A 23,280-nucleotide genomic window follows, 5' to 3' on the forward strand; every position below is an offset into this window, starting at 1 on the left:
ATCACCATGGGTAAAGGATGTTAAAAAGTGTTCACTATGTCCCCGAACACCTGTCTACCATGTCCCCAGACTGTACATCCCACAGGGAGAGGGGATAAAAAATCCCCTCAAACCCATCACGGTTATTTATCGATCAACTTCAAATAATCACTATTTCCTCTGTTGAAAAGTGAAAATTCAGTTGCGCGTTTTTCACACTTTGCCCACGATAAGTAGAACGTTCTACTAAAACGTTCTACTTACAATAACAGCGCCAAAAAAAGCGCTACTCGGGGGAAATCAGCATGAGTCTGATATCAGGGTTTGTTAAATCGCTGTCTAAGTTGTCTATGATTGGTCGCGCCTTGATGCTGCCAATTTCACTGCTTCCCGCTGCGGGCCTGTTGCTGGCCTTCGGCGATAAGTTCCACCTGCCGCTGATGATGAACGCAGGCGGGGTTATTTTTGATAACCTGCCGATGCTGTTCGCCATTGGCTCTGCCGTCGGTCTGGCGTCTGAATCCGGTATTGCCGCACTGTCTGCTGCGGTCTCGGTGTTTGTCACTAATATCACCATCAGCACCGTGCTGAGTATCACGCCGGAAATGGCGTCACAGGGCGGGAAATACGCCATGGTGGTGGGCATCCCGACACTGCAAATGGGCGTCTTCGGCGGCCTGATTTGCGGTATTCTCGCGGCCTGGTGTTATAACCGCTTCCACACCATGCAACTGCCGGAATTTCTTGGCTTCTTCTCAGGTAAACGCTTCGTGGCGATTGCCACAGCGTTCCTCTCTTTCCTGATGGGGTTGCTGCTGCCCTACGTCTGGCAACATATCCAGGCCGGTATCGACGCGCTCTCCGTGATCGTTAACGGTGATAATCAGGCGGCGTCGACCTTTATCTTCGGCCTGGTCGAGCGTGCGCTGATCCCGCTTGGCTTGCACCACATCTGGTATCCATCCTTCTGGTATTCATTCGGGGATTACACGACCCAGGCCGGACAGGTTATCCATGGCGACCAGACCATCTGGTTCAAGATGCTGGAAGAAGGGGTCAAATCCTTCAGCAGCGACACCTACGAGAACGCCGGTAAGTTCATGCAGGGTGAATTCCCGCTGATGCTGTTCGCACTGCCTGCGGCGTGCCTGGCGATGTATCACGAAGCCCACACGAAGAACAAAAAAATTGCGGCAGGTATTCTGTTCTCTGCGGCACTCACCTGCTTCCTGACGGGGATCACCGAGCCGGTCGAGTTTACTTTTATCTTCGTGGCACCGATTCTGTACGTCTTTAATGCCATCATGGCGGGCCTGGCTTATATGACCATGTATCTGCTGCATGCGCATATCGCCAAATCGTTCTCAGCGGGTTTTATCGACTATCTGTCATTCGGGATCCTGCCGTCGTTTAACGGTTACAAAACCAACTTCCTGAATGCCATTATCATCGGCATTCCAATGGGCCTGATTTACTACTTCACGTTCCGCTTTGTGATCCGCCGTTTCGACGTGAAAACGCCGGGCCGCACTGAAGTGACCGCCAGCGCAGACGATAAGTCGGATTCAGAACTCGCGACTGAGATCATCACCCTGCTGGGCGGGGCGCATAATATCGACTCCGTCGGTTCCTGTATCACCCGTTTACGTCTGGAAGTGGCAAAAAGCGAGGTGGTAGATAAAGACGGCCTGAATGGACTCGGTGCTCGCGGCGTGGTCTTCGTCGGCGACAACGGTATTCAGGTGATTTTCGGTGCCAGAGCACAGTTTATCGCCCAGACCATGTCCACCATGATCGGCAAATAATAAGATGCCTGAACGACGCGTCTCCTGTACGCTGGGAGACGTATTGTTGTATCTGGCTGATAATCGGTTAATTTCAGGGAGTGATTTTGAAGAAAGTCAGCATTATTGATGTCGCAAAGCTCGCAGGGGTTTCGGTTTCTACCGTATCACTGGTGCTGCGCCAGAAAGGGAAAATCTCAGAAGCGACGATCGAGAAGGTCAACGCTGCCATCAATACCCTGGGCTATGTGCATAACGTCGCCGCGGCCAACCTTCGCGCCAACACCTCCAATCTTATCGGTCTTATCCTCCGTGACTTCAGCGACAGCTTCTCCATCAAGGTGATGGCGAGCATCGTCCAGGAGCTGGAAAAACAGGGGTATATGGTGTTTCTCGGCCAGCCTCAGAATGACTATGATCATCTCGAGCGCTGCCTGCTGTCGTTTAAACAGCAGGGCGTCGCCGGGGTTATTTACCTGGCTTCTGACACCCGGACATCCACCCTGCCGGAACACATTCGTCATTGCCCATTGCCGTTGGTTGCGGTCTCTCAGTCACTGCTGGATGAAAAATGCAACCTGGTGATGCGCGATAACCGTCAGGCGGCAAATCTGGCGGTGCGTTATCTTATCGAGCGCGGCCATCGCAATATCGCCTACATTGGTGGGCGTGAGGGCTGCCTTATTCGTGAGCAGCGCCTGCTTGGTTTTCGCAGCGCGATGACGCAAAACGGGCTGGTCTGGCGCGATGAATACTCTCCGGCCTGCAGCGATGACACGCTGGCAGCAGGTTTTGCCACTCGTCAGTTACTGGAAAAAAACAACACCATCACCGCCCTGCTCTGCCACTCACCTGATGCCATGATCGGCTCCATATCAGCGATTCATCAGGTCGGGCGTACGGTGGGTAAAGACGTGTTTCTGACGCAGCAGGTCGCGCTGGTCGGTTTCGAAGATATGCTGCACGTAAACCTCACGTCGCCGTCATTGACCTACGTCTCCTCCGCCAGTGAAGAGACGGGCCGTCAGGCAGCCGGGTTGATTATTCGCAAGCTGAAAGAGCCGGACTTGCAAACGCAGCGGATTACCCTCTCCGGGCAGCTTATCGCGCGCGAGTCGGCGTAAAATCAGAATTTAGCACAGGTCTGCGCGAAGGATTCGCTGCTATAGTTCCATGATTTGTCATGGATAATTACGATGCCCACCGTTATCACTCACGCTGCTGTTCCGCTTTGCCTGGGCTTAGGCCTGGGAACCAGAGTTATTCCGCCTCGCCTGCTGTTTACTGGAATTGTCCTCGCGATGTTGCCGGACGCCGACGTGCTGGCGTTTAAGTTCGGCGTCGCCTATGGCAATGTTTTCGGCCATCGCGGCTTTACTCACTCCCTGCTGTTTGCCTTTGTGGTGCCGATACTCTGCGTGCTGATCGGTCGACGATGGTTCAGAGCTAGTCTGACCCGGTGCTGGCTGTTTTTAACTGTGTCATTACTGTCGCACAGCCTGCTGGATTCCATTACCACGGGGGGAAAAGGGGTTGGCTGGTTGTGGCCGTGGTCAGACGAACGCTTCTTTGCGCCATGGCAGGTGATTAAGGTCGCACCGTTCGCACTGTCACGCTATACCACGCCGTACGGGCATCAGGTGATCATTTCAGAATTGCTGTGGGTGTGGCTACCGGGGGTAGTGCTGATGGGGTTGCTGTGGTGGAGGCGGCGGTAAAAGAAAGCCGGGTGGCGGCTACGCCTTACCCGGCCTACGGTCATGATTTTGTAGGCCCGGTAAGCGTAAGCGCCACCGGGCGTTACAGACTTACTTACGACGCCAGGTGGTTCCCTGCGGGCCATCTTCCAGAATGATGCCCATCTCGGTCAGACGATTACGTGCCGCATCTGCCGCCGCCCAGTCTTTCGACTGACGCGCTTCCAGACGCGCTTTGATCAACGCTTCAATTTCCGCCACTTCACCATCGTCCGCCTGCGCACCGCTTTGCAGGAACACGTCCGGCTCCTGCTCCAGCAGGCCGAGCACGGAAGAAATCTTACGCAGATGTGAAGCCAGGGCATTCGCTGCTGCCATATCTTCTGACTTCAGGCGGTTCACTTCACGCGCCATGTCGAACAGCACGGAGTACGCTTCCGGGGTGTTGAAGTCGTCGTTCATCACCTCAACGAAGCGAGCTTCAAACGCTTCACCGCCCGCAGCAGGAACAGACTTGTCGGTACCGCGCAGCGCGGTGTACAAACGCTCCAGCGCCGAGCGCGCCTGTTTCAGGTTCTCTTCGCTGTAGTTCAACTGGCTACGGTAGTGACCAGACATCAGGAAGTAACGCACGGTTTCCGCATCGTAATACTTCAGCACGTCACGCACGGTGAAGAAGTTGCCGAGTGATTTAGACATCTTCTCGCGGTCAACCATCACCATCCCGGAGTGCATCCAGTAATTAACGTACTCGCCGCCATGCGCGCAGGTGGACTGCGCGATTTCGTTTTCGTGGTGCGGGAACATCAGATCCGAACCGCCGCCGTGAATGTCGAAGTGCTTGCCCAGCTGTTTGCAGTTCATTGCTGAACATTCAATGTGCCAGCCAGGACGCCCTTCGCCCCACGGAGATGGCCAGCTCGGTTCACCCTCTTTGGACATTTTCCACAAGACGAAGTCCATCGGGTTACGCTTCACGTCAACGACATCAACGCGGGCACCGGCCTGAAGCTGGTCCAGATCCTGACGGGAAAGCGCGCCGTAGGTTGGGTCCGTCGGCACGGAGAACATCACGTCGCCGTTATCCGCAACGTAGGCATGGCCGCGTGTGATCAGCGTTTCCGTGATCTCAATAATTTCGTGAATATGGTGGGTTGCACGTGGCTCACTGTCCGGACGCTGAATATTTAATGCATCAAAGTCTTTGTGCATTTCAGCGATCATGCGGTCCACCAGCGCCACAAAGCTCTCGCCATTTTCATTAGCGCGTTTAATGATTTTGTCGTCAATGTCAGTAATGTTGCGCACGTACTTCAGGTTGTACCCCAGAAAACGCAGGTAACGTGAAACAACGTCGAAGGCGACAAAGGTACGGCCATGGCCAATATGACAGAGATCGTAAACCGTAATACCACACACGTACATGCCGACTTCCCCGGCATGGATAGGTTTAAATTCCTCTTTTTGGCGCGTCATTGTATTAAAGATTTTTAACATCGAAGATTCCATGTAAACACGTGTGTGGGTTGCTTGTTCCCTATAATACCCATAATTCGGAATAGGATCAGCACACAATGCAAGGTGATCGCGTCCTGTGGTTATGCTATAACAAGCCCCTATATGTAACCCGAACACGGGTTGACGCACCACAATAACGGAACAGGATGCAAAAATGGTTACTTTCCACACTAATCATGGCGATATCGTAATCAAAACCTTTGATGACAAAGCGCCTGAAACAGTTAAAAACTTCCTGGACTACTGCCGCGAAGGTTTCTACAACAACACCATTTTCCACCGCGTGATCAACGGCTTTATGATCCAGGGCGGCGGTTTTGAACCTGGCATGCACCAGAAAGAGACCAAAGAAGCGATCAAAAACGAAGCGAACAACGGTCTGAAAAACACCCGTGGTACGCTGGCGATGGCCCGTACTCAGGCACCTCACTCTGCGACTGCCCAGTTCTTCATCAACGTGGCTGACAACGACTTCCTGAACTTCTCCGGCGAAAGCCTGCAGGGTTGGGGCTACTGCGTATTCGCAGAAGTGGTTGAAGGTATGGACGTGGTTGATAAGATCAAAGCCGTCTCTACTGGCCGCAGCGGCATGCACCAGGACGTTCCTAAAGAAGACGTAGTGATTACCAGCGTGACCGTCAGCGAGTAATTGGTGGCGACACTCTTTATTGCGGATTTGCATCTGCAAACAGAAGAACCGGCGATCACCGCCGGTTTTCTGCGTTTTTTACGCGGTGAAGCGAAAAATGCCGACGCGCTGTACATTCTGGGCGACCTGTTCGAAGCCTGGATTGGCGACGACGATCCTAACCCGCTGCACCGGGAAATGGCTGCTGCCATTAAAGCGCTGGTAGATTCCGGTGTTCCCTGCTACTTCATCCATGGCAACCGTGATTTCCTGCTCGGCAAGCGCTACGCCCGCGAAAGCGGTATGCTACTGCTGCCGGAAGAACAGGTGCTTGATCTCTATGGCCGAAAGATCCTGATCATGCACGGCGATACGCTCTGCACCGACGATGCCGGTTATCAGGCGTTTCGCGCTAAAGTCCACACCCCGTGGATCCAAAAAGTGTTCCTGGCCCTGCCACTGTTTATCCGCAACCGTATCGCAGCCAGAATGCGCGCGGGCAGTAAAGCCGCCAACAGCAGCAAATCCATGACCATCATGGACGTTAACCCGCAGGCGGTGGTCAACGTGATGGAAAAGCATCGCGTCCAGTGGCTGATCCACGGTCATACTCATCGCCCCGATGTACATTCCCTTATCGCCAATGGCGAACCGGCGAACCGTGTCGTACTGGGAGCCTGGCACAGTGAAGGGTCCATGGTCAAAGTCACACCAGAGAGTGTAGAGCTGATCGCTTTTCCGTTTTAACCCTTCAAATCTTATTCTATTTTTTTGAACAACATTGGCAAATTGTTCCGATTTTAATCAGCCCATGGTCAGCCTATTATTTATCGCATCAGGGCAACACGCCCTATCCCAGATAAATTACTTCAGGAATACGACCATGAAATCTATCAAAACTTTCGTTGCAGTTGCCGCTCTTTCTATGATCTCTTTCGGTTCTTTCGCTCAGAGCGTCAGCGCGAGTGCTTCTACCCTTGACCGCGCAGAAGCGAAAATCGCCGCTCAGGCTGCTGAACAAGGTGCGTCTTATAAAATCACCAGCGCACAGGTCAATAACCGCGTGTACATGACCGCAGAACTGACTAAATAATCACACCTGATTGACGAAAACAGACCGCCAGATTGCGGTCTGTTTTGTTATGTCATGGCGGTAACAACGGCTCAAGTTTTAACCGCGCAACCGTTTTCCTTCCCCGTATTACATGCTATTCTCTGTGCCCTCGAAAGCAGTGTGTTTCGCACCACAGGAGTTTTAAGACGCATGTCTTCCCGCAATAATCCGGCGCGTGTCGCCATCGTGATGGGGTCCAAAAGCGACTGGGCTACCATGCAGTTCGCCGCCGAAATCTTTGAAATCCTGAATGTTCCGCACCACGTTGAAGTGGTTTCCGCACACCGTACACCGGACAAACTGTTCAGCTTCGCCGAAGGCGCTGAAGAAAACGGTTATGAGGTGATCATTGCCGGTGCGGGCGGCGCAGCACATCTGCCAGGCATGATTGCCGCTAAAACACTGGTTCCCGTTCTGGGCGTACCGGTACAAAGCGCTGCGTTGAGCGGTGTCGATAGCCTCTATTCCATCGTGCAGATGCCACGGGGTATCCCGGTCGGCACGCTGGCGATTGGTAAAGCGGGTGCTGCAAATGCTGCCCTGCTGGCCGCGCAGATCCTGGCGACACATGATAAAGACTTACATCAGCGTCTGGCTGACTGGCGTAAAGCACAGACCGACGAGGTGCTGGACAATCCGGATCCACGGGGTGCGGCATGAAGCAGGTTTGCGTCCTCGGTAACGGTCAGTTAGGCCGTATGCTACGCCAGGCGGGTGAACCGCTGGGTATTTCCGTCTGGCCTGTCGGGCTGGATGCTGAACCTGAAGCGGTACCGTTCCACCAGAGCGTGATTACCGCCGAGATTGAACGCTGGCCGGAAACTGCGCTGACTCGCGAGCTGGCGCGGCATAACGCCTTTGTTAACCGCGATGTTTTCCCGATTATTGCCGACCGCCTGACGCAAAAGCAGCTGTTCGACAAGCTCGGTCTGCCGACCGCACCGTGGCAGCTCCTGTCAGATAAACGCGAGTGGAATGATGTTTTTGCGATGCTGGGCGAACTGGCGATCGTGAAGCGCCGCGTGGGCGGTTACGATGGTCGTGGACAATGGCGTCTGCGGGCGCACGAAACGGCTGAGCTACCGGATGATTGCTACGGTGAATGTATCGTTGAGCAGGGCATTAACTTTAGCGGTGAAGTGTCGCTGGTTGGTGCGCGTGGACATGATGGCCGCACTGTGTTTTATCCGCTGACGCATAACCTGCATCAGGACGGTATTCTGCGCACCAGCGTGGCGTTTCCGCAGGCCAGTGCGGAACAACAGGCACAGGCGGAAGACACGCTGTCTGCCATCATGCACGAACTGGGCTACGTCGGCGTAATGGCGATGGAGTGCTTTGTCACCCCGTCCGGTCTGCTGATCAACGAGCTTGCGCCACGCGTGCACAACAGCGGCCACTGGACGCAAAATGGCGCGTCCATCAGCCAGTTCGAGTTGCACCTGCGCGCCATCACTGACCTGCCGCTGCCGCAGCCGGTGGTGAATAGCCCGTCAGTGATGATCAACCTGATTGGAACCGATCTGAACTACGACTGGCTTAAGCTGCCGCTGGTACACTTGCACTGGTATGACAAAGAGGTTCGTCCGGGCCGTAAGGTTGGTCACCTGAACCTGAACGACAGCGACACTGGCCGTCTGAGCGCCACCCTGGAAGCACTGATCCCTCTCCTGCCGCCGGAATACGCGAGCGGAATGGTCTGGGCACAGACTAAGCTTAAGTAACACAGCTGCGCCGGGGAGTTGACCTTCCCCTTCCCCGGCGTACAATTCCCGCCCATTGCAGCTTAGTTTTCTTCTGGAAAAACCATGAACGATGGAACGGACTATCGCGCGATCCTCGCGTCTGATACCCCTTTAATCGACGTTCGCGCGCCGATCGAATTTGCTCAGGGTGCGATGCCTGCGGCAATCAACCTGCCTTTAATGAATGATGATGAACGCGCCGCCGTCGGCACTTGCTATAAACGCCAGGGCCCCGAAGCTGCATTGGCTCTCGGCCATAGTCTGGTGAACGGCACCACGCGTGAGGCACGGATCAACGCCTGGCGGGAATCCAGTCTTGCCCATCCTGAGGGCTATCTCTGCTGCGCGCGCGGTGGCCAGCGTTCGCACATCTCACAGGCCTGGCTGAAAGAAGCGGGTGTCGACTACCCACTGATCCGCGGCGGCTATAAAGCCCTGCGTCAGACAGCGATTCAGGTGACAACCGAGCAGTCACAAAAACCGATGGTACTTATCGGCGGTTGTACCGGCAGCGGTAAAACCTTGCTGGTTAAGCAACATGCCCAGGGCATTGATCTGGAAGGGCTGGCACACCATCGCGGTTCATCGTTTGGCCGCACGCTCACGCCGCAGCTTTCCCAGGCCAGCTTTGAAAATCACCTTGCGGTTGAGCTATTGAAAAAAGACGCTGCACGCTGGGTGCTGGAAGATGAAGGTCGGATGATTGGCTCCAACCACCTGCCGGAGTGCCTGCGCGACCGCATGGTCGAAGCCCCTATTGTCGTCGTCGACGACCCGTTTGAAATCCGTCTGGAGCGCCTTCGCGAAGAGTATTTCGACCATATGTGGGCAGATTTTTCTGCCGCTTACGGTGAAGAAGCAGGCTGGAAAGAGTACAGCGAGTACCTGCGCCACGGCCTGTTCGCCATTCGCCGCCGTCTGGGGTTACAGCGCTTTGCGGAATTCACCGCACTGTTAGATTCCGCGCTGCTGGAACAACAACGCTCTGGCAGCACTGACGCGCATTTCAGCTGGCTTGTCCCGTTGCTGAATGATTATTACGACCCGATGTACAGCTATCAGCTTGGAAAGAAAGCGGAGAAAATTGTCTATCGCGGGACGTATGGCGAGGTCGCTGACTGGCTTAATCGCTAAAAGAAAGCCGGGTGGCGAGGTAAAAGCAAAACGGCAACCTGGGTTGCCGTTTTTAATATTTGTTCCCTCTCCCCGTGGGAGAGGGTCAGGGTGAGGGCATCAGGCCGCACCCTACAAAACGGCTTAGAAGTCGTAACGCAGACGGACCAGGTTCATATCGCCCAGATCGTCGGTGCTGGAGGTGAATACGTGTTCGTAATCAACACGGAAACCATAATCCAGCTGGAAGCTGATACCCACGCCGTTATCGATGCGCTGGTAGTTACGGCCGTTCACGTACTCGATGCGATCGCCCATGAAGTAAGGCTGGATGGATTTAACCGCATACTGATTGATTGGGAATTTATACCCTGCGAAGTATTCAATACCCCACGCGTCGCCCGCAAAGTAGTCGTTAACAGACACTTTTTTGGTGGTCAGGAAGTTCTGGTACCAGCCGCCGCCAAAGGAGAAGGTCCAGTTGTCAGGTTTCCAGCTCAGCGCAGTACCGAGGATGTTCTGGTCGTAGGTTTTGCTGTCGCCGTTGTCCGGGTTACGCATGTCCGCACGGGTGTAGTTCCACGCCGTACCCCAGGTCAGATCTTTAGTCAGGTGATAATCCAGACCCAGTGAACCACCGCCTTTACGTTTGTAACGCAGGCCGTTGCCCGGCAGGTATTCGCTGTCTTCAAACAGGTAGGATGCATAAATATCAGCATCGCCAACGGTTTTCTTATATTTCAGCATGTTGCGTGAACGATAAGAACCGTCGTAGTCACCGTTGATACCGTTACCTGGTGCCTGACCGATCATGTCGTAGTCCCAGATATCGGTTTTCACGCCAACCACATCATAGTAAACGCTGTTCTGCTGACCATAGGTCAGTGTACCCCAGGTGTCGCTCTTCAGACCGGTATACAACATACGGCGAGTAGTGTTGTTCGCGCCTTCTTTGTAGTGGTTGTCCCAGTCGAACAGCGCAGGGATGTTCACACCCAGCTCGTAGTAGCTTACCCAGCTGATGTCATCAAACAGGTAGTAATCAGCTGCGAAACGGAAACGGGTGCCACCGTCGAAGCCATTACGTTTGTAGGAACCTTTGTCGCCGTCGCCCGTCATCATGTTGAACTGTGGACGGATACTGCCGCCCACGGTGAAGTTCAGACGACTCAGAGGATCGCCCGCCTGAGGATCCTGTTTAAGAACGGTGATTTCTGCCTGAGAAGCGAAAGTAGTCAATGCCACTGCCGCGCCGATCGTAACCGCCAGCGCTGATTTTTTTATAGTCATTATTTTTCCTTGATAGACACGCTGCTAAATATTTAGCGGGTGAATATTAACTGGAAATAATCAGTCTGTGTGGACGGTTTTTTAATGTTTTGTGCTACTAAATTAACGTGTATTATCTTTTTGTGCTGTTAAAACATTACACGCTGATATAAAAAACCAGTGCGTAATTATCACGATATTGAATTAACTCTCGAACTGGCGGAACAGGGCTTTGCCCTTTAACAAGCGTGTGCCGAGCCAGCCCCCACAGAGGGAAAGTAGCACCGCACCAGAGAGAGGCAATGTCAGCCAAAGACGCCAGTCAGGTTCCCACGGGAAGTCAAAGACCTTTGTCTGCAGGACAGCCAGCGCCGTCTCTGCACCAATGGCCGCCACCAGTCCCGCCACCAACCCAAGCAGTGCGAATTCACTCCAGAGTGTCGCCCGCAACAGTCGTTTACCTGCTCCCAGTGTGCGATACACCACCAGTTCCTGATGACGCTGGCGCATCCCCACCTGTACCTGGGCCAGCAGCAACAGCACGCCGCAGATCGTCACCAGTACCACCATCACCTCCAGTGCACGGCTCACCTGCTCCAGAACCTGCCCGACCTGCTTCAGGATCGCCCCGATATCCAGCAGGCTGACCGTCGGGAATTCCCGGTTAAGCTGGGTGAGCATGCCGTTGCCGTTTTCCCAGCGGAAGCTGGTCAGCCAGCTCTGCGGTTGCCCGTCCAGCGCCCCCGGCGGGAAGATGAAGAAGAAGTTGGGCCGCAGACTTTCCCAGTCCACTTTACGCAGGCTGGTGACTTTCGCGGTAAAATCCTGGGTATCCCCGGTGAACGTGACTCTGTCTCCCAGCTTAACGCTCAGACGCTTCGCCAGCCCTTCTTCCATCGACACTTCCCCCGCTTCAGGCGGCCAGGTTCCGGCGGTGATGGGGTTATGATCGGGGCGTTTTTCCTGCCAGGTCAGGTTCAGTTCACGGTTAAGCGACTCGTCCTTGTTCCCTTCTGTCGACTGACCGTTGATCTGCGTCAGGCGTGCGCGAACGATGGGGTAGAACGACTCAGGAATAATGTGATGCTCTGACAGAAATCCCTTCAGTGGCGTGACCTGCTCAGGTGCGATATTGATCAGGAAATAGTTTGGGCTTTCCGGTGGTAGCTGTTGCTGCCAGCGATCCAGCAGATCGCCTCGCAGTACCAGCAGAAGTGCCAACAGCATAAACGACAGCGAAAACGCCGAAAGCTGGCTGAGCGTCGACCAGGGCTGATGCAGCAGACGGTTCACTGCCAGCCTCACGGGAAGCGATTTTACCGTGATTTTTTTCAGGATATTGAGCAGTATCCAACCCAGCACGCCGCACAACAGCGCCAGCACAACTGCCCCGGCCAGCACCGCCCACAGCAAAGTGCTGCCCCCCATCAGCCAGGCCAACAACCCAACCGCCACCGCAATAATCACAGGAAGATAGAACTTCAGCGGCCAGATGTTTGCCACGACATCACGGCGTAACACACGCAGCGGCTGCGTCGCAATCAACAGCCGGTACGGGCGGAGCCCTACCAGCACTGAGATTACCGTCATCGCCCCCATCGCCCACAGCCACGGCCAGAGGCTGGCTGGCGGTAATGCGGCCGGAAGCACCGGTTTCAGCATCACCATCAACAGTTTTTCGAACAGTAGCCCCATTACCCCGCCGGTGAAGGCCGAGAAAAGCAGCAACATTAGCCACTGGCCGACAATCAGCTTACGCAGTTGTACTCTGCCCGCACCAAGTGTTTTGAGGACCGCCACCAGATCGTAACGGCTGCGACAGTAGTGCCCCATTGCCACGGCAACTGCCGCCACGGCCAGCAAAAGGGTTAACAGAGCCGAAAGTAGCAGGAACTGCTGAGAACGTTCCAGAGATTTACCGAGCGCCCCCTCGTCCTGCTCCAGCCCGTACCAGCGGTGTTCCGGTTTTAACTGCGGCAGAAGCCATTTTTCATAGGCATCAAGCTGTGCGGGCGTACCGCCAAACTTATAGCGCCAGGTCACGCGGCTCCCCGGCTGCACGGCGTTGGTTTTCACCACATCGGCGGTATTCATCAGCAATCGCGGCGCAAGCTGGAACGGATTAAACCCGGAGTCAGGTTCCTGGACCACTTCCCCGGCAATTTTCAGCGTAGCGTCACCGACATCAATACTGTCGCCCGTTTTCAGATTCAACAGCGCCATCAGGCGCGGCGCCAGCAGCACCGTGCCGGGTTTGGGTTTCAACCCTGGTGGGCTGGTCTGCAGTTCGCCATACATCGGGTAGATGTCATCGACGGCTTTGACGCTCGCCAGTTGCGGTGTATCGCCTGCAAATGTCATGGTCTGGAAGCTTATCTGCTCCCCGACCTTAAGCCCCCGCTTGCACGCTTCGTCAATCCAGCCCGGAGGAACCGCGCGTGAACTTTGTAGCGCCCTGTCCCCCGCCATAAACTCCCGGCTTTGCTGACTGAGCCCTTTTTCCATGCGGTCGCTGACGCTCCCCAATGCCAGCACACAGGCTACCGCCAGGCTTAACGCCAGCCAGACAATCAGCAGCGAGGGCGAGCGCCACTCGCGCCAGAACCAGCGGGCAATCATGCTTCCTCCTGAAGAACACCATTGACCAGCCGCAGACGACGGTCACAGCGGGCGGCAAGTTGCGGGTCGTGCGTCACCAGGACAAGCGTGGTGCCATGTTCGCGGTTGAGCGAAAACAGCAGGTCAGCAATCTTGTCCCCGGTTTTGCGGTCAAGATTACCGGTAGGCTCATCAGCGAACAGGACCTCCGGGCGGCCGTTAAACGCGCGCGCCAGCGCCACGCGCTGCTGCTCCCCGCCGGAAAGCTGTGCCGGAAGATGGTCGAGGCGTTTGCCCAACCCCAGCTGCTCCAGCAACGCCTTCGCATGCGCGCGGCTTTCACGGCTATTCTCACCGCGCAGAAGCGCCGGGAGTTCGACGTTTTCCAGCGCGTTCAGCGTCGGGATCAGCATAAAGGACTGAAAAACAAAACCGATGTGTCGCGCACGCAGCGCAGCGCGCGCCTCTTCATCAAGCTGATGCAGCGGTTGCCCGACCAGGTGGACCTCTCCGCTGCTCCCGTCGTCCAGACCGGCCAAAATCGCCAGCAACGTGGACTTACCGGAACCGGATTCACCAATCAGCGCGATGGTTTCGGCGCGTTTGACAACGAGTTCAACTCCGGTGAGGATGGAAAGTTCGTGTTCCCCTTGACCGACGGATTTCTTAAGACGATGAACTTCAACACTGTTTTCCGCTGGCATTTGCCCTTCCTGTTTTTGATTCTGATGACCTTCCGCGCGGCGGCAGCGGACACGTTACTGGTTCTCGGCGACAGCCTGAGTGCAGGCTATCGCATGGCGGCCAGTGCGGCCTGGCCCGCTTTGCTCAATGATAAATGGCAGAGCACAACGCCTGTGATTAACGCCAGCATCAGCGGTGATACCTCTCAGCAAGGCCTGTCGCGGTTGCCGGCGCTACTCAAACAGCATCAGCCACGCTGGGTGCTGGTTGAGCTTGGCGGCAATGATGGCCTGCGCGGTTTTCAGCCTCAGCAAACAGAACAGACGCTGCGCACCATTTTGCAGGATATCAAGGCGGCAAACGCCCGGCCGCTGCTGATGCAAATTCGCCTGCCCGCTAACTACGGTCGTCGGTATAATGAGGCCTTTAGCGCGATCTACCCTAAGCTTGCCAAAGAGTTTGATATTCCGCTGCTGCCATTTTTCATGGAAGAGGTCTATCTCAAACCCCAGTGGATGCAAGACGACGGGATCCACCCCAATCGCGATGCGCAGCCGTTTATTGCCGACTGGATGGCAACGCGGCTGGCTCCTTTAGTTAAACATGACTCCTGATTAAGCGGAGATCCTGACAGGTAAAGTTATGCAAAAATCGGTCTTAATTACAGGATGTTCCAGCGGAATCGGCCTGGAAAGCGCGCTCGAATTAAAGCGTCAGGGATTTCGGGTGCTGGCCGCCTGCCGTAAATCCGACGATGTCGAACGCATGAACGGGATGGGTTTTATCGGCGTGCTGCTGGATATGGACTCACCGGAGAGCGTTGAACGCGCCGCCGATGAGGTCATCGCGCTGACCGACAATCGTCTGTACGGGCTCTTTAATAATGCCGGCTACGGCCTGTATGGCCCGCTGGATACGATCTCCCGCGAAACGCTGGAGAAACAGTTTTCGACCAACTTCTTCGGTGTACATCAGCTCACCATGCGTCTGCTCCCCGCGATGCTGCCACACGGTGAAGGTCGGATCGTGATGACATCGTCGGTGATGGGGTTAATTTCCACCCCGGGCCGCGGCGCCTACGCCGCCAGCAAATATGCGCTGGAGGCCTGGTCTGACGCCCTGCGCATGGAGTTACGGCACAGCGGCATTAAGGTCAGCCTGATTGAACCCGGCCCCATCCGCACCCGCTTTACCGAAAACGTCAACCAGACGCAGGCGGACAAACCGGTCGAAAACCCTGGCATCGCCGCACGTTTTACCCTCGGTCCAGAAGCGGTTGTCGCCAAAGTGCGCCATGCTTTTGAGAGTGAAAATCCCAAAATGCGCTATCCGGTGACGCTGGTCACCCATGCCGTAGGCTGGTTAAAACGCCTGCTGCCGGGCCGGATGATGGACAAAATTTTACAAGGTTGAGTTGAAGCAACGACGCTCACCCCCATGTAAAGAACAAACCGACAAATAGAGAAAGCCGCATGTCCGTACAGAATATCGTCAATATTACTGAAGCAAACCTGCAACAGACCCTCGAACAGTCAATGACCAAACCGGTGCTGTTCTACTTCTGGTCTGAGCGTAGCCAGCACTGCCTGCAGCTGACGCCGGTACTGGAAAGCCTTGCCGCACAGTACAATGGTCAGTTCATTCTCGCCAAACTGGATTGTGACGCCGAGCCAATGGTGGCATCTCAGTTTGGCCTGCGCGCTATTCCAACCGTCTATCTTTTCCAGAATGGTCAGCCTGTTGATGGTTTCCAGGGGCCGCAGCCGGAAGAGGCTATTCGCGCCCTGCTGGATAAAGTCCTGCCGCGTGAAGAAGAGCTGAAAGCGCAGGAAGGCATGGCGCTGATGCAGGAAGGCAAATATGACGAGGCACTGCCGCTGCTCAAAGAGGCATGGCAGTTGTCGAAGCAAAACAGCCAGATTGGTCTGCTGCTGGCGGAAACGCAGATTGCGCTACACCGCTCAGAAGACGCAGAAGCCGTGCTGAAGACGGTTCCACTGCAGGATCAGGACACCCGTTACCAGGGGCTGGTCGCGCAAATTGAGCTGCTGAAGCAGGCGGCAGATACCCCTGAAATTCAGCAGCTGCAACAGCAGGTGGCTGACAACCCAGCCGATGCGGCTCTGGCAAGCCAACTGGCGCTGCAGCTGCATCAGGTAGGGCGTAATGAAGAAGCACTGGAGTTGCTGTTTAGCCATCTGCAAAAAGATCTGGCTGCCGCCGACGGCCAGGCGCGTAAGATGTTCCAGGAAATTCTGGCCGCGTTGGGCACCGGCGACGCGCTGGCGTCGAAGTATCGCCGTCAGCTTTACGCCCTGCTTTACTGACACAAAAAAGCCGATATTACCCCGTCTTTTTCAACTGCGTCACCACCAGCTGGTGACGCGCGTTATAGAACTTCCGGTAGGTCAGGTAACAGGCAATGATGGTGGACAGGCTTGCCGTTGAGAGCAGCATAAACGTTACCATAATCTGATACTTAATCGCTTTTACCGGATCGATACCCGCAAAAATCAGCCCCGACATCATACCCGGCAGGCTCACCAGTCCCACCGTTTTGGCAGAATCCACCGTCGGGATCAACGATGAACGGATGCTCTCACGGATCAGCCGCGCAGAGGCCATTTTAGGCGTTGCCCCCAGGCTTAACTTCTCCTGCAACTGCTGCTGTTCACTGCTGAACCGCTGGCCCAGATTGTTGTAACACAGCCCCACAGCAACCATCGCGTTTCCGGCGATCATTCCGGAAATGGGGATGACCTGCATTGGCGTAAACGCAATCGAACCAGAGAGCACCAGCACTGCCAGCGTGAGCGCCGTCCCGGTCGTTATGGCAATAAACGACGAGATAAAGGCCTTATCAATGTACTTACTGCGCTTTTGCGCATTCCACGCTGCGTTGAAGCAGATAAAGAGCACCATCAGCAGCGTCAGCACGGCGTGGTTGACGTTGAAAATATACTTCAGCACATAGCCGACAATAATCAGCTGAATAACCGCCCGGCAGATACTCCACAGAATATCTTTTTCCAGCCCCAGCTTTTCCCGGTAGCTGACCACAATCGCAATCAGCACCAGCACCATCGAAAACGCCAGGGATTCATTGGTAATATTATGCTCACCCACGGTTAGCCTCCTGCATTTTTCCACCGTGCGGCTGGAGCGTAATCACGTCATCCGCATGGGTAATTTCGTTTGAGTCGTGTGTTACCCACAGCACAGCAACATTCTGCTTACTGGCGTAATGATGAATTATGTCGTTAACGTTGCGCTTGTTGGCATCATCCAGCGCGCTGGTGATTTCGTCCAGCAACAACACCCTGGGTAAAAATTGCAGGTTACGGATCAGCGAGACACGTTGCTTTTCTCCACCCGACAACTCACTCACGGATTTGGTCAGCGTCTCCTGCGGCAAACCAAAACGTTCCAGATCGGCAGATAGCCGCTCAGGATCGGGCGTCTTATTGCGAATTTTCCAGGGAAAAATCAGGTTGTCATACACCGTATCGCCGAAGAGCGTGGGCGTTTGTACCGAGTATGAGACCTGCTGGCGATACGCCTCAGGAGAGAGCGTTGCAATGTCCTTCCCCTCAAAATAAATCTTGCCCGAGGTCGGGCTGAGCAGCGAGGCAATGATTTTTAGCAGCGTACTTTTCCCGCAGCCCGATGGCCCGGTGATCAAACGAAACTCCCCTGGCGAAACGGTAAAACTGACATTGTTCAGAATGGTGGTTTCACCCACACGGTAGCCTACATCCGCGATTGTCAAAATCGCGCTGTTATCCTTCATGTTATTTCCTGCCTTCATCCCAATAATTAGCAGTAGTCTACGGCTATTAGTGATTGTAAGGCGACTTTCCTCGTATACTTAGGGTCAACAAACAGCCATATGGCTTCCGCCACAGCATGCAAAACAGGAGGTTTTTATGCTCATCGTTGTTCCTGTCCTTATTTTCGTTGCGCTGGTTATTGTCGGCGCAGGCGTCAAAATTGTCCCGCAGGGTTATCAGTGGACAGTCGAGCGTTTCGGACGTTACACCAACACTTTACAACCTGGTTTAAGCCTGATCGTCCCTTTCATGGACAGAATTGGCCGTAAGATCAATATGATGGAACAGGTGCTGGATATTCCTTCTCAGGAAGTCATTTCTAAGGATAACGCCAATGTCACCATTGATGCCGTCTGTTTTATTCAGGTAATTGATGCGCCAAAAGCGGCCTATGAGGTGAGCAATCTGGAGCTGGCGATCGTCAACCTGACGATGACCAACATCCGTACCGTACTGGGCTCTATGGAGCTGGACGAGATGCTCTCACAGCGCGACAGCATCAATACCCGACTGCTGCACATTGTCGATGAAGCGACGAACCCGTGGGGGATCAAAGTCACCCGTATTGAGATCCGCGACGTTCGCCCACCAGCTGAACTGATCGCCTCCATGAACGCCCAGATGAAGGCTGAGCGAACCAAACGTGCCTACATTCTTGAAGCCGAAGGGGTTCGTCAGGCCGAGATCCTCAAAGCGGAAGGGGAAAAACAGTCGCAGATCCTCAAAGCCGAGGGCGATCGCCAGTCTGCGTTCCTCCAGGCGGAAGCGCGTGAACGTTCAGCCGAAGCGGAAGCTCGTGCCACCCAGATGGTGTCAGAGGCGATTGCCGCTGGTGATATCCAGGCCGTGAACTACTTTGTCGCACAAAAATATACCGACGCGCTGAAAGAGATCGGCTCCGCAAACAACAGCAAAGTGGTCATGATGCCGCTGGATGCCAGCAGCCTGATGGGCTCTATTGCCGGGATAGCAGAACTGATCAAAGACAGCGGAAACGAGCGTAAAAAATGATTGAGCTTATTGCCGCACATCCTCACGCTTTCTGGCTAAGCCTCGGAGGGTTATTGCTGGCCGCTGAAATGCTGGGCGGCAACGGCTACCTGCTCTGGAGCGGTGTCGCCGCCGTCATAACCGGGCTGCTCGTGTGGCTTCTGCCGCTTGACTGGGCGTGGCAGGGCGCGTTGTTTGCTGTACTGACACTGATAGCTGCATGGCTGTGGTGGCGCTGGCTTAACCGACAGGTTAACGAGCAGAAACCGTTAGATACGCACCTTAATCAGCGCGGGCAGCAGATTGTCGGCCAGCGTTTTACGCTCGATACCGCGCTGGTGAACGGGCGTGGACATATGCGCGTGGGTGACAGCTCATGGCCTGTCGTGGCCGACGATGACCTCAGCGCCGGAACACGGGTTGAGGTCATTGCGGTAGAAGGAATCACCCTGCGGGTTAAAGCCTGTTAAACAGATGCCTTACGATGGCAGCAGCCAGCAAGATTATCAATGATCGGGCAATCGGCGCTGTCATCTCCCGGGCACGATTCCGCCAGCGCCAGCAGCTGTTTACGCATCGCCTGTAACTCGGTGATGTGGCGTTCAATCTCAGCCACCTTTTCCAGCGTGCGCTTTTTCACATCAGCGCTGTGACGCTTCGGATCGTTAAACAGATTCACCAGTTCGCCACACTCTTCCAGATTAAAACCGACCTGTCTTGCCTGACGCAGCAGCGTCAGTTCGTCAAGATGCAGTTGCGTGTAACTGCGGTAGCCGTTTTCGCTGCGCAGCGGCGGTGTCACCAGCCCTTTCTCTTCATAAAAGCGAATCGCTTTGCTGGTTAAGCCGGTTTTTTTCGCAACATCACTGATATTCACATTTCCCCCTTGACCTTCCCCTTGATGGAAGGTTTAACCTTCATAACAGTTAGTGAAAAGCGTTACTCCGGTCAACATCTGACCAGATCATTATACGGGAGTTTAGTTATGTCTCACACTATTGACCTGACACTGGACGGCCTCTCCTGCGGCCACTGTGTCAAACGCGTTAAAGAAAGTCTGGAACAGCGTCCTGATGTTGAAAGCACTGAAGTCACCATCGATCATGCCGCCGTGACCGGCAGCGCCAGTGCGGATTCGCTGATCGACACCATCAAACAGGCAGGTTACGGGGCGGAGCTGAGCCACCCAAAGGCTAAACCGCTGGCAGAGTCATCATCCCCGTCGGAAGCACTGACAGCGGCCACTCCTGAGCTTCCGGTAGCTGATGATATTGATGACAGCCAACAGCTGCTGATCAACGGCATGAGCTGCGCCAGCTGCGTCTCCCGGGTACAAAATGCCTTGCAGGCCGTACCGGGCGTCGCACAGGCACGGGTCAATCTTGCGGAGCGCACCGCGCTGGTGATGGGCAGTGCCTCCGCCGCAGAATTAGTGCAGGCCGTTGAGAAAGCGGGCTACGGCGCTGAAGCTATCGAAGATGATGCAAAACGTCGTGAACGTCAGCAGGAAACGGCTGTTGCCACCATGAAACGCTTCCGCTGGCAGGCAATAGTTGCCCTGCTGGTCGGGGTTCCGGTGATGGTGTGGGGCATGCTCGGCGACAACATGATGGTCACCGACGACAACCGCACGCTGTGGCTGGTGATCGGTTTGATCACCCTTGGGGTGATGATCATTGCAGGCGGACATTTTTATACCAGCGCCTGGAAAAGCCTGAAGAATCGCACTGCGACAATGGATACGCTGGTTGCCCTTGGTACGGGGGCAGCATGGCTGTATTCAATGAGCGTTAACGTCTGGCCTCAGTGGTTCCCGATGGAAGCGCGACATCTTTATTATGAAGCGAGTGCGATGATTATCGGCCTGATCAACTTAGGCCATATGCTTGAAGCACGCGCGCGTCAGCGTTCTTCAAAAGCGCTGGAAAGATTACTTGATTTAACGCCACCAACCGCACGTGTGGTCACAGAGGACGGTGAAAAGAGCGTCCCGCTGGCCGAGGTTCAACCCGGCATGACTCTGCGCCTGACTACGGGTGACCGCGTTCCCGTTGACGGTAATATCACACAAGGTGATGCCTGGCTGGATGAAGCTATGCTCACCGGGGAACCCATTCCGCAGCAGAAATCCCACGGTGACGCCGTCCATGCCGGTACGGTGGTACAGGACGGCAGCGTGCTGTTCACTGCCAGTGCAGTCGGCAGCCACACCACCCTGTCACGCATTATTCGCATGGTGCGCCAGGCGCAGAGCAGCAAACCGGAAATTGGCCAGCTTGCTGATAAAATCTCAGCCATTTTTGTTCCGGTCGTGGTCGGTATTGCTCTGCTGAGCGCGGCTATCTGGTACTTTTTCGGTCCCGCGCCGCAGATTGTTTATACCCTGGTGATTGCCACCACGGTGCTGATCATCGCCTGCCCTTGTGCACTCGGTCTTGCCACACCGATGTCGATTATCTCCGGTGTCGGTCGCGCCGCCGAGTTTGGCGTGCTGGTGCGTGATGCCGATGCCCTGCAACGCGCCAGTACACTCGACACGCTGGTGTTTGATAAAACCGGCACGCTAACCGAAGGCAAACCACAGGTTGTGGCCGTGAATACGACTGGTATGATAGAAAATGACGCTCTGCGTCTTGCTGCCGCACTTGAGCAAGGCTCCAGCCATCCGCTGGCTCGCGCGATCATCGAGAAAGCCGGGAATGCCAGCCTGCCGCAGGTGAGCAACTTCCGTACCCTGCGAGGATTAGGGGTCAGTGGTGAAGCGGAAGGCCACACACTGCTGTTGGGTAACCAGGCATTGCTCAATGAGAACGGGATTGATACCTCCGCGCTGGAAAGTGAACTTAAAGCGCAAGCCTCTCAGGGAGCGACTCCGGTACTGCTTGCTGTAGATGGCAAAGCGACTGCGCTGCTGGCCGTTCGCGATCCGCTTCGCCAGGACAGTGTGGATGCCTTAAAACGCCTGCACCGCGCAGGTTATCGCCTGGTCATGCTAACCGGGGATAACCCAACCACCGCCAATGCCATCGCGAAAGAAGCCGGTATTGATGAGGTCATTGCAGGCGTACTGCCGGATGGTAAAGCTGACGCAATCAAGAAACTGCAAAGCCAGGGGCGTCAGGTGGCGATGGTCGGTGACGGCATCAACGATGCCCCTGCGCTGGCCCAGGCAGATGTCGGTATCGCCATGGGAGGCGGGAGCGATGTCGCTATCGAGACGGCTGCGATTACGTTGATGCGCCATAGCCTGATGGGCGTTGCTGATGCGCTGGCCATTTCAAAAGCCACGTTGCGCAACATGAAGCAGAACCTGCTGGGGGCATTTATCTACAACAGTTTCGGCATTCCGATTGCCGCCGGAATTTTGTGGCCGCTGACCGGCACGCTGCTGAACCCGGTGGTCGCAGGTGCAGCCATGGCGCTCTCCTCCATCACCGTGGTGAGCAACGCCAACCGACTGTTGCGGTTTAAACCGAAAGATTGAACCTTGTTCTCGTACGCGCTAGCATGAACCTTTCCGGTGTATGGAGCGCGTATGAGTCTGTTTAATCGTATAAAAACATCGTTTCGCGCCCTTTTCCCCCGCCGTTATGCCTGGCCCGGCCTGGATATCTCGCTCCCTGGCGGCCAGCACCTGCACCTGGTGGGCAGCATCCATATGGGTACGCAGGATATGTCTCCCCTGCCTCCAGGTCTGATAAAACTTCTGAAGCGCGCCGATGCGCTGGTTGTTGAGGCGGACATTTCGGGCCATGAATCACCGTTTGCCGGTCTGGAGAGCACTCTCAGCCTGGCAGAACGTCTGGATGAGGCTCTGCTCGCGGAACTGACGCGTGTCGCGGATGAGACGGGCGTGTCACTCTCGATGATCGACGCTCTTCCGCTCTGGCAAATTGCGATGGTGCTTCAGGCCACGCAGGCGCAACGTCTGGGTCTGCGTGGTGATTACGGCATTGATTACCAGTTACTGAATATGGCAAGGGCACGCAGGATGCCGATCATCGAACTGGAAGGTACGGACAGCCAGATTGCGCTGTTGCGACAACTGCCTGACGACGGTCTGATGCTGCTGGATGATACCCTGACCCACTGGCACACCAACGCGCGTCTGCTGCAGACCATGATCGGCTGGTGGCTGGATGCGCCCCCCGCAGACAGTAAACTGGCTTTACCGTCGACGTTTAGTGAATCGTTATATGATGTGCTGATGAATGCGCGTAACAAAGCCTGGCGGCAGACGCTGCATGCTTTACCTGCCGGGCATTACGTTGTCGCGGTGGGTGCTTTACATTTGTACGGAGAAGGGAATTTGCCGTCACTGTTGAAATAAA

General features: G+C 55.2%; 23 protein-coding genes. 16 read left to right on the forward strand and 7 right to left on the reverse strand.

Translation table 11 applies throughout. The features are described from left to right. Positions 1-284 precede the first annotated feature (284 nt). From V6E55_RS05545 to V6E55_RS05555, 3 genes are all read left to right on the forward strand, one after another. A complete protein-coding gene (locus tag V6E55_RS05545; protein WP_114977989.1) occupies positions 285-1,784 on the forward strand; it encodes a PTS transporter subunit EIIC in 1,500 nt (499 codons plus the stop codon). A gap of 86 nt (positions 1,785-1,870) precedes the next feature. Continuing rightward, entirely contained in the window at positions 1,871-2,887 is a 1,017-nt protein-coding gene (gene malI, locus V6E55_RS05550) for a Mal regulon transcriptional regulator MalI (protein WP_114977988.1), read from the forward strand. Between the two features lie 72 nt (positions 2,888-2,959). Then, positions 2,960-3,481, forward strand: coding sequence for a metal-dependent hydrolase (locus V6E55_RS05555; RefSeq protein ID WP_129996533.1), 522 nt, complete (start codon positions 2,960-2,962; stop codon positions 3,479-3,481). A gap of 90 nt (positions 3,482-3,571) precedes the next feature. Here the strand turns inward: V6E55_RS05555 and cysS are convergent, their stop codons facing one another. Continuing rightward, positions 3,572-4,957: a cysteine--tRNA ligase gene (cysS, locus tag V6E55_RS05560; protein WP_316942349.1), complete on the reverse strand. Its 1,386-nt coding sequence runs from the start codon at positions 4,955-4,957 to the stop codon at positions 3,572-3,574. 175 nt (positions 4,958-5,132) lie between these two features. Here cysS and ppiB point away from each other — a divergent pair, with 175 nt between their 5' ends. The 6 genes from ppiB (at position 5,133) to mnmH (ending at position 9,599) form a co-directional block, all read left to right on the forward strand. Further along, on the forward strand, positions 5,133-5,627 hold the full coding sequence (gene ppiB, locus V6E55_RS05565) for a peptidylprolyl isomerase B (RefSeq protein WP_028017583.1): 495 nt from the start codon (positions 5,133-5,135) through the stop codon (positions 5,625-5,627). 3 nt (positions 5,628-5,630) lie between these two features. Next, positions 5,631-6,353, forward strand: coding sequence for a UDP-2,3-diacylglucosamine diphosphatase (gene lpxH, locus V6E55_RS05570; RefSeq protein WP_316942350.1), 723 nt, complete (start codon positions 5,631-5,633; stop codon positions 6,351-6,353). A 136-nt stretch (positions 6,354-6,489) separates the two neighbouring features. Then, positions 6,490-6,699, forward strand: a complete 210-nt coding sequence (locus tag V6E55_RS05575; protein ID WP_028017585.1) for a YdgH/BhsA/McbA-like domain containing protein — start codon at positions 6,490-6,492, stop codon at positions 6,697-6,699. Between the two features lie 171 nt (positions 6,700-6,870). Beyond that, positions 6,871-7,380, forward strand: coding sequence for a 5-(carboxyamino)imidazole ribonucleotide mutase (gene purE / locus V6E55_RS05580; protein WP_028017586.1), 510 nt, complete (start codon positions 6,871-6,873; stop codon positions 7,378-7,380). Continuing rightward, positions 7,377-8,444: a 5-(carboxyamino)imidazole ribonucleotide synthase gene (purK, locus tag V6E55_RS05585; protein WP_316942351.1), complete on the forward strand. Its 1,068-nt coding sequence runs from the start codon at positions 7,377-7,379 to the stop codon at positions 8,442-8,444. Before purE ends, purK begins: the two co-directional genes overlap by 4 nt. Positions 8,445-8,528: 84 nt before the next feature. Then, a complete protein-coding gene (gene mnmH / locus V6E55_RS05590) occupies positions 8,529-9,599 on the forward strand; it encodes a tRNA 2-selenouridine(34) synthase MnmH (RefSeq protein ID WP_316942352.1) in 1,071 nt (356 codons plus the stop codon). 123 nt (positions 9,600-9,722) lie between these two features. Here mnmH and V6E55_RS05595 read toward each other — a convergent pair whose 3' ends face one another. From V6E55_RS05595 to ybbA, 3 genes are all read right to left on the reverse strand, one after another. After that, positions 9,723-10,868 carry a porin gene (locus V6E55_RS05595; RefSeq protein ID WP_236921276.1) on the reverse strand — a complete coding sequence of 382 codons (1,146 nt, stop codon included), beginning with the start codon at positions 10,866-10,868 and terminating at the stop codon, positions 9,723-9,725. A gap of 183 nt (positions 10,869-11,051) precedes the next feature. Then, the gene (ybbP, locus tag V6E55_RS05600; protein WP_316942353.1) at positions 11,052-13,466 is read right to left on the reverse strand and encodes a putative ABC transporter permease subunit YbbP; all 2,415 of its coding nucleotides are present in this window, start codon (positions 13,464-13,466) and stop codon (positions 11,052-11,054) included. Continuing rightward, positions 13,463-14,149, reverse strand: a complete 687-nt coding sequence (ybbA, locus tag V6E55_RS05605) for a putative ABC transporter ATP-binding protein YbbA (protein ID WP_316942354.1) — start codon at positions 14,147-14,149, stop codon at positions 13,463-13,465. The genes ybbP and ybbA overlap by 4 nt, the downstream gene beginning before the upstream one ends. Between ybbA and tesA the strand changes: the two genes are divergently transcribed. From tesA to V6E55_RS05620, 3 genes are read left to right on the forward strand one after another with little or no spacing between them, the layout of a single operon-like run. Then, on the forward strand, positions 14,120-14,743 hold the full coding sequence (gene tesA, locus V6E55_RS05610) for a multifunctional acyl-CoA thioesterase I/protease I/lysophospholipase L1 (protein ID WP_114977980.1): 624 nt from the start codon (positions 14,120-14,122) through the stop codon (positions 14,741-14,743). The genes ybbA and tesA overlap by 30 nt on opposite strands. A gap of 28 nt (positions 14,744-14,771) precedes the next feature. Next, entirely contained in the window at positions 14,772-15,542 is a 771-nt protein-coding gene (locus tag V6E55_RS05615; RefSeq protein ID WP_316942355.1) for an SDR family oxidoreductase, read from the forward strand. A gap of 59 nt (positions 15,543-15,601) precedes the next feature. Continuing rightward, positions 15,602-16,456: a co-chaperone YbbN gene (locus tag V6E55_RS05620; protein WP_023293125.1), complete on the forward strand. Its 855-nt coding sequence runs from the start codon at positions 15,602-15,604 to the stop codon at positions 16,454-16,456. Between the two features lie 16 nt (positions 16,457-16,472). Here V6E55_RS05620 and fetB read toward each other — a convergent pair whose 3' ends face one another. Together fetB and fetA are read right to left on the reverse strand one after the other, a co-directional pair. After that, a complete protein-coding gene (gene fetB, locus V6E55_RS05625; RefSeq protein ID WP_028017592.1) occupies positions 16,473-17,255 on the reverse strand; it encodes an iron efflux ABC transporter permease subunit FetB in 783 nt (260 codons plus the stop codon). Continuing rightward, entirely contained in the window at positions 17,248-17,919 is a 672-nt protein-coding gene (fetA, locus tag V6E55_RS05630; protein ID WP_316942356.1) for an iron efflux ABC transporter ATP-binding subunit FetA, read from the reverse strand. Before fetA ends, fetB begins: the two co-directional genes overlap by 8 nt. A gap of 136 nt (positions 17,920-18,055) precedes the next feature. Between fetA and V6E55_RS05635 the strand changes: the two genes are divergently transcribed. After that, positions 18,056-18,970, forward strand: coding sequence for an SPFH domain-containing protein (locus tag V6E55_RS05635; protein ID WP_008499312.1), 915 nt, complete (start codon positions 18,056-18,058; stop codon positions 18,968-18,970). After that, a complete protein-coding gene (locus V6E55_RS05640) occupies positions 18,967-19,419 on the forward strand; it encodes an NfeD family protein (RefSeq protein WP_129996543.1) in 453 nt (150 codons plus the stop codon). Before V6E55_RS05635 ends, V6E55_RS05640 begins: the two co-directional genes overlap by 4 nt. Here the strand turns inward: V6E55_RS05640 and cueR are convergent. Beyond that, positions 19,416-19,826, reverse strand: a complete 411-nt coding sequence (gene cueR / locus V6E55_RS05645) for a Cu(I)-responsive transcriptional regulator (RefSeq protein WP_049007462.1) — start codon at positions 19,824-19,826, stop codon at positions 19,416-19,418. The two genes, V6E55_RS05640 and cueR, sit on opposite strands and share 4 nt — an antisense overlap. Before the next feature lie 108 nt (positions 19,827-19,934). Between cueR and copA the strand changes: the two genes are divergently transcribed. Both copA and V6E55_RS05655 read left to right on the forward strand, forming a co-directional pair. Then, positions 19,935-22,433, forward strand: a complete 2,499-nt coding sequence (gene copA / locus V6E55_RS05650; RefSeq protein ID WP_316942357.1) for a copper-exporting P-type ATPase CopA — start codon at positions 19,935-19,937, stop codon at positions 22,431-22,433. 51 nt (positions 22,434-22,484) lie between these two features. After that, the gene (locus V6E55_RS05655) at positions 22,485-23,279 is read left to right on the forward strand and encodes a TraB/GumN family protein (protein WP_316942358.1); all 795 of its coding nucleotides are present in this window, start codon (positions 22,485-22,487) and stop codon (positions 23,277-23,279) included. The last annotated feature ends 1 nt before the right edge of the window (position 23,280 follow it).

The organism is Enterobacter sp. 342, from assembly GCF_036663495.1.
Taxonomy (GTDB): domain Bacteria; phylum Pseudomonadota; class Gammaproteobacteria; order Enterobacterales; family Enterobacteriaceae; genus Enterobacter.

Excerpts from the sequence above, each read along its gene's own strand:
- V6E55_RS05545 (WP_114977989.1), top strand. The coding sequence starts at position 285 with ATGAGTCTGATATCAGGGTTTGTTAAATCGCTGTCTAAGTTGTCTATG.
- V6E55_RS05555 (WP_129996533.1), top strand. The coding sequence starts at position 2,960 with ATGCCCACCGTTATCACTCACGCTGCTGTTCCGCTTTGCCTGGGCTTA.
- cysS (WP_316942349.1), bottom strand. The coding sequence starts at position 4,957 with ATGTTAAAAATCTTTAATACAATGACGCGCCAAAAAGAGGAATTTAAA.
- ppiB (WP_028017583.1), top strand. The coding sequence starts at position 5,133 with ATGGTTACTTTCCACACTAATCATGGCGATATCGTAATCAAAACCTTT.
- V6E55_RS05575 (WP_028017585.1), top strand. The coding sequence starts at position 6,490 with ATGAAATCTATCAAAACTTTCGTTGCAGTTGCCGCTCTTTCTATGATC.
- purE (WP_028017586.1), top strand. The coding sequence starts at position 6,871 with ATGTCTTCCCGCAATAATCCGGCGCGTGTCGCCATCGTGATGGGGTCC.
- purK (WP_316942351.1), top strand. The coding sequence starts at position 7,377 with ATGAAGCAGGTTTGCGTCCTCGGTAACGGTCAGTTAGGCCGTATGCTA.
- mnmH (WP_316942352.1), top strand. The coding sequence starts at position 8,529 with ATGAACGATGGAACGGACTATCGCGCGATCCTCGCGTCTGATACCCCT.
- V6E55_RS05595 (WP_236921276.1), bottom strand. The coding sequence starts at position 10,868 with ATGACTATAAAAAAATCAGCGCTGGCGGTTACGATCGGCGCGGCAGTG.
- ybbP (WP_316942353.1), bottom strand. The coding sequence starts at position 13,466 with ATGATTGCCCGCTGGTTCTGGCGCGAGTGGCGCTCGCCCTCGCTGCTG.
- tesA (WP_114977980.1), top strand. The coding sequence starts at position 14,120 with ATGAACTTCAACACTGTTTTCCGCTGGCATTTGCCCTTCCTGTTTTTG.
- ybbA (WP_316942354.1), bottom strand. The coding sequence starts at position 14,149 with ATGCCAGCGGAAAACAGTGTTGAAGTTCATCGTCTTAAGAAATCCGTC.
- V6E55_RS05615 (WP_316942355.1), top strand. The coding sequence starts at position 14,772 with ATGCAAAAATCGGTCTTAATTACAGGATGTTCCAGCGGAATCGGCCTG.
- V6E55_RS05620 (WP_023293125.1), top strand. The coding sequence starts at position 15,602 with ATGTCCGTACAGAATATCGTCAATATTACTGAAGCAAACCTGCAACAG.
- fetA (WP_316942356.1), bottom strand. The coding sequence starts at position 17,919 with ATGAAGGATAACAGCGCGATTTTGACAATCGCGGATGTAGGCTACCGT.
- V6E55_RS05635 (WP_008499312.1), top strand. The coding sequence starts at position 18,056 with ATGCTCATCGTTGTTCCTGTCCTTATTTTCGTTGCGCTGGTTATTGTC.
- V6E55_RS05640 (WP_129996543.1), top strand. The coding sequence starts at position 18,967 with ATGATTGAGCTTATTGCCGCACATCCTCACGCTTTCTGGCTAAGCCTC.
- copA (WP_316942357.1), top strand. The coding sequence starts at position 19,935 with ATGTCTCACACTATTGACCTGACACTGGACGGCCTCTCCTGCGGCCAC.
- V6E55_RS05655 (WP_316942358.1), top strand. The coding sequence starts at position 22,485 with ATGAGTCTGTTTAATCGTATAAAAACATCGTTTCGCGCCCTTTTCCCC.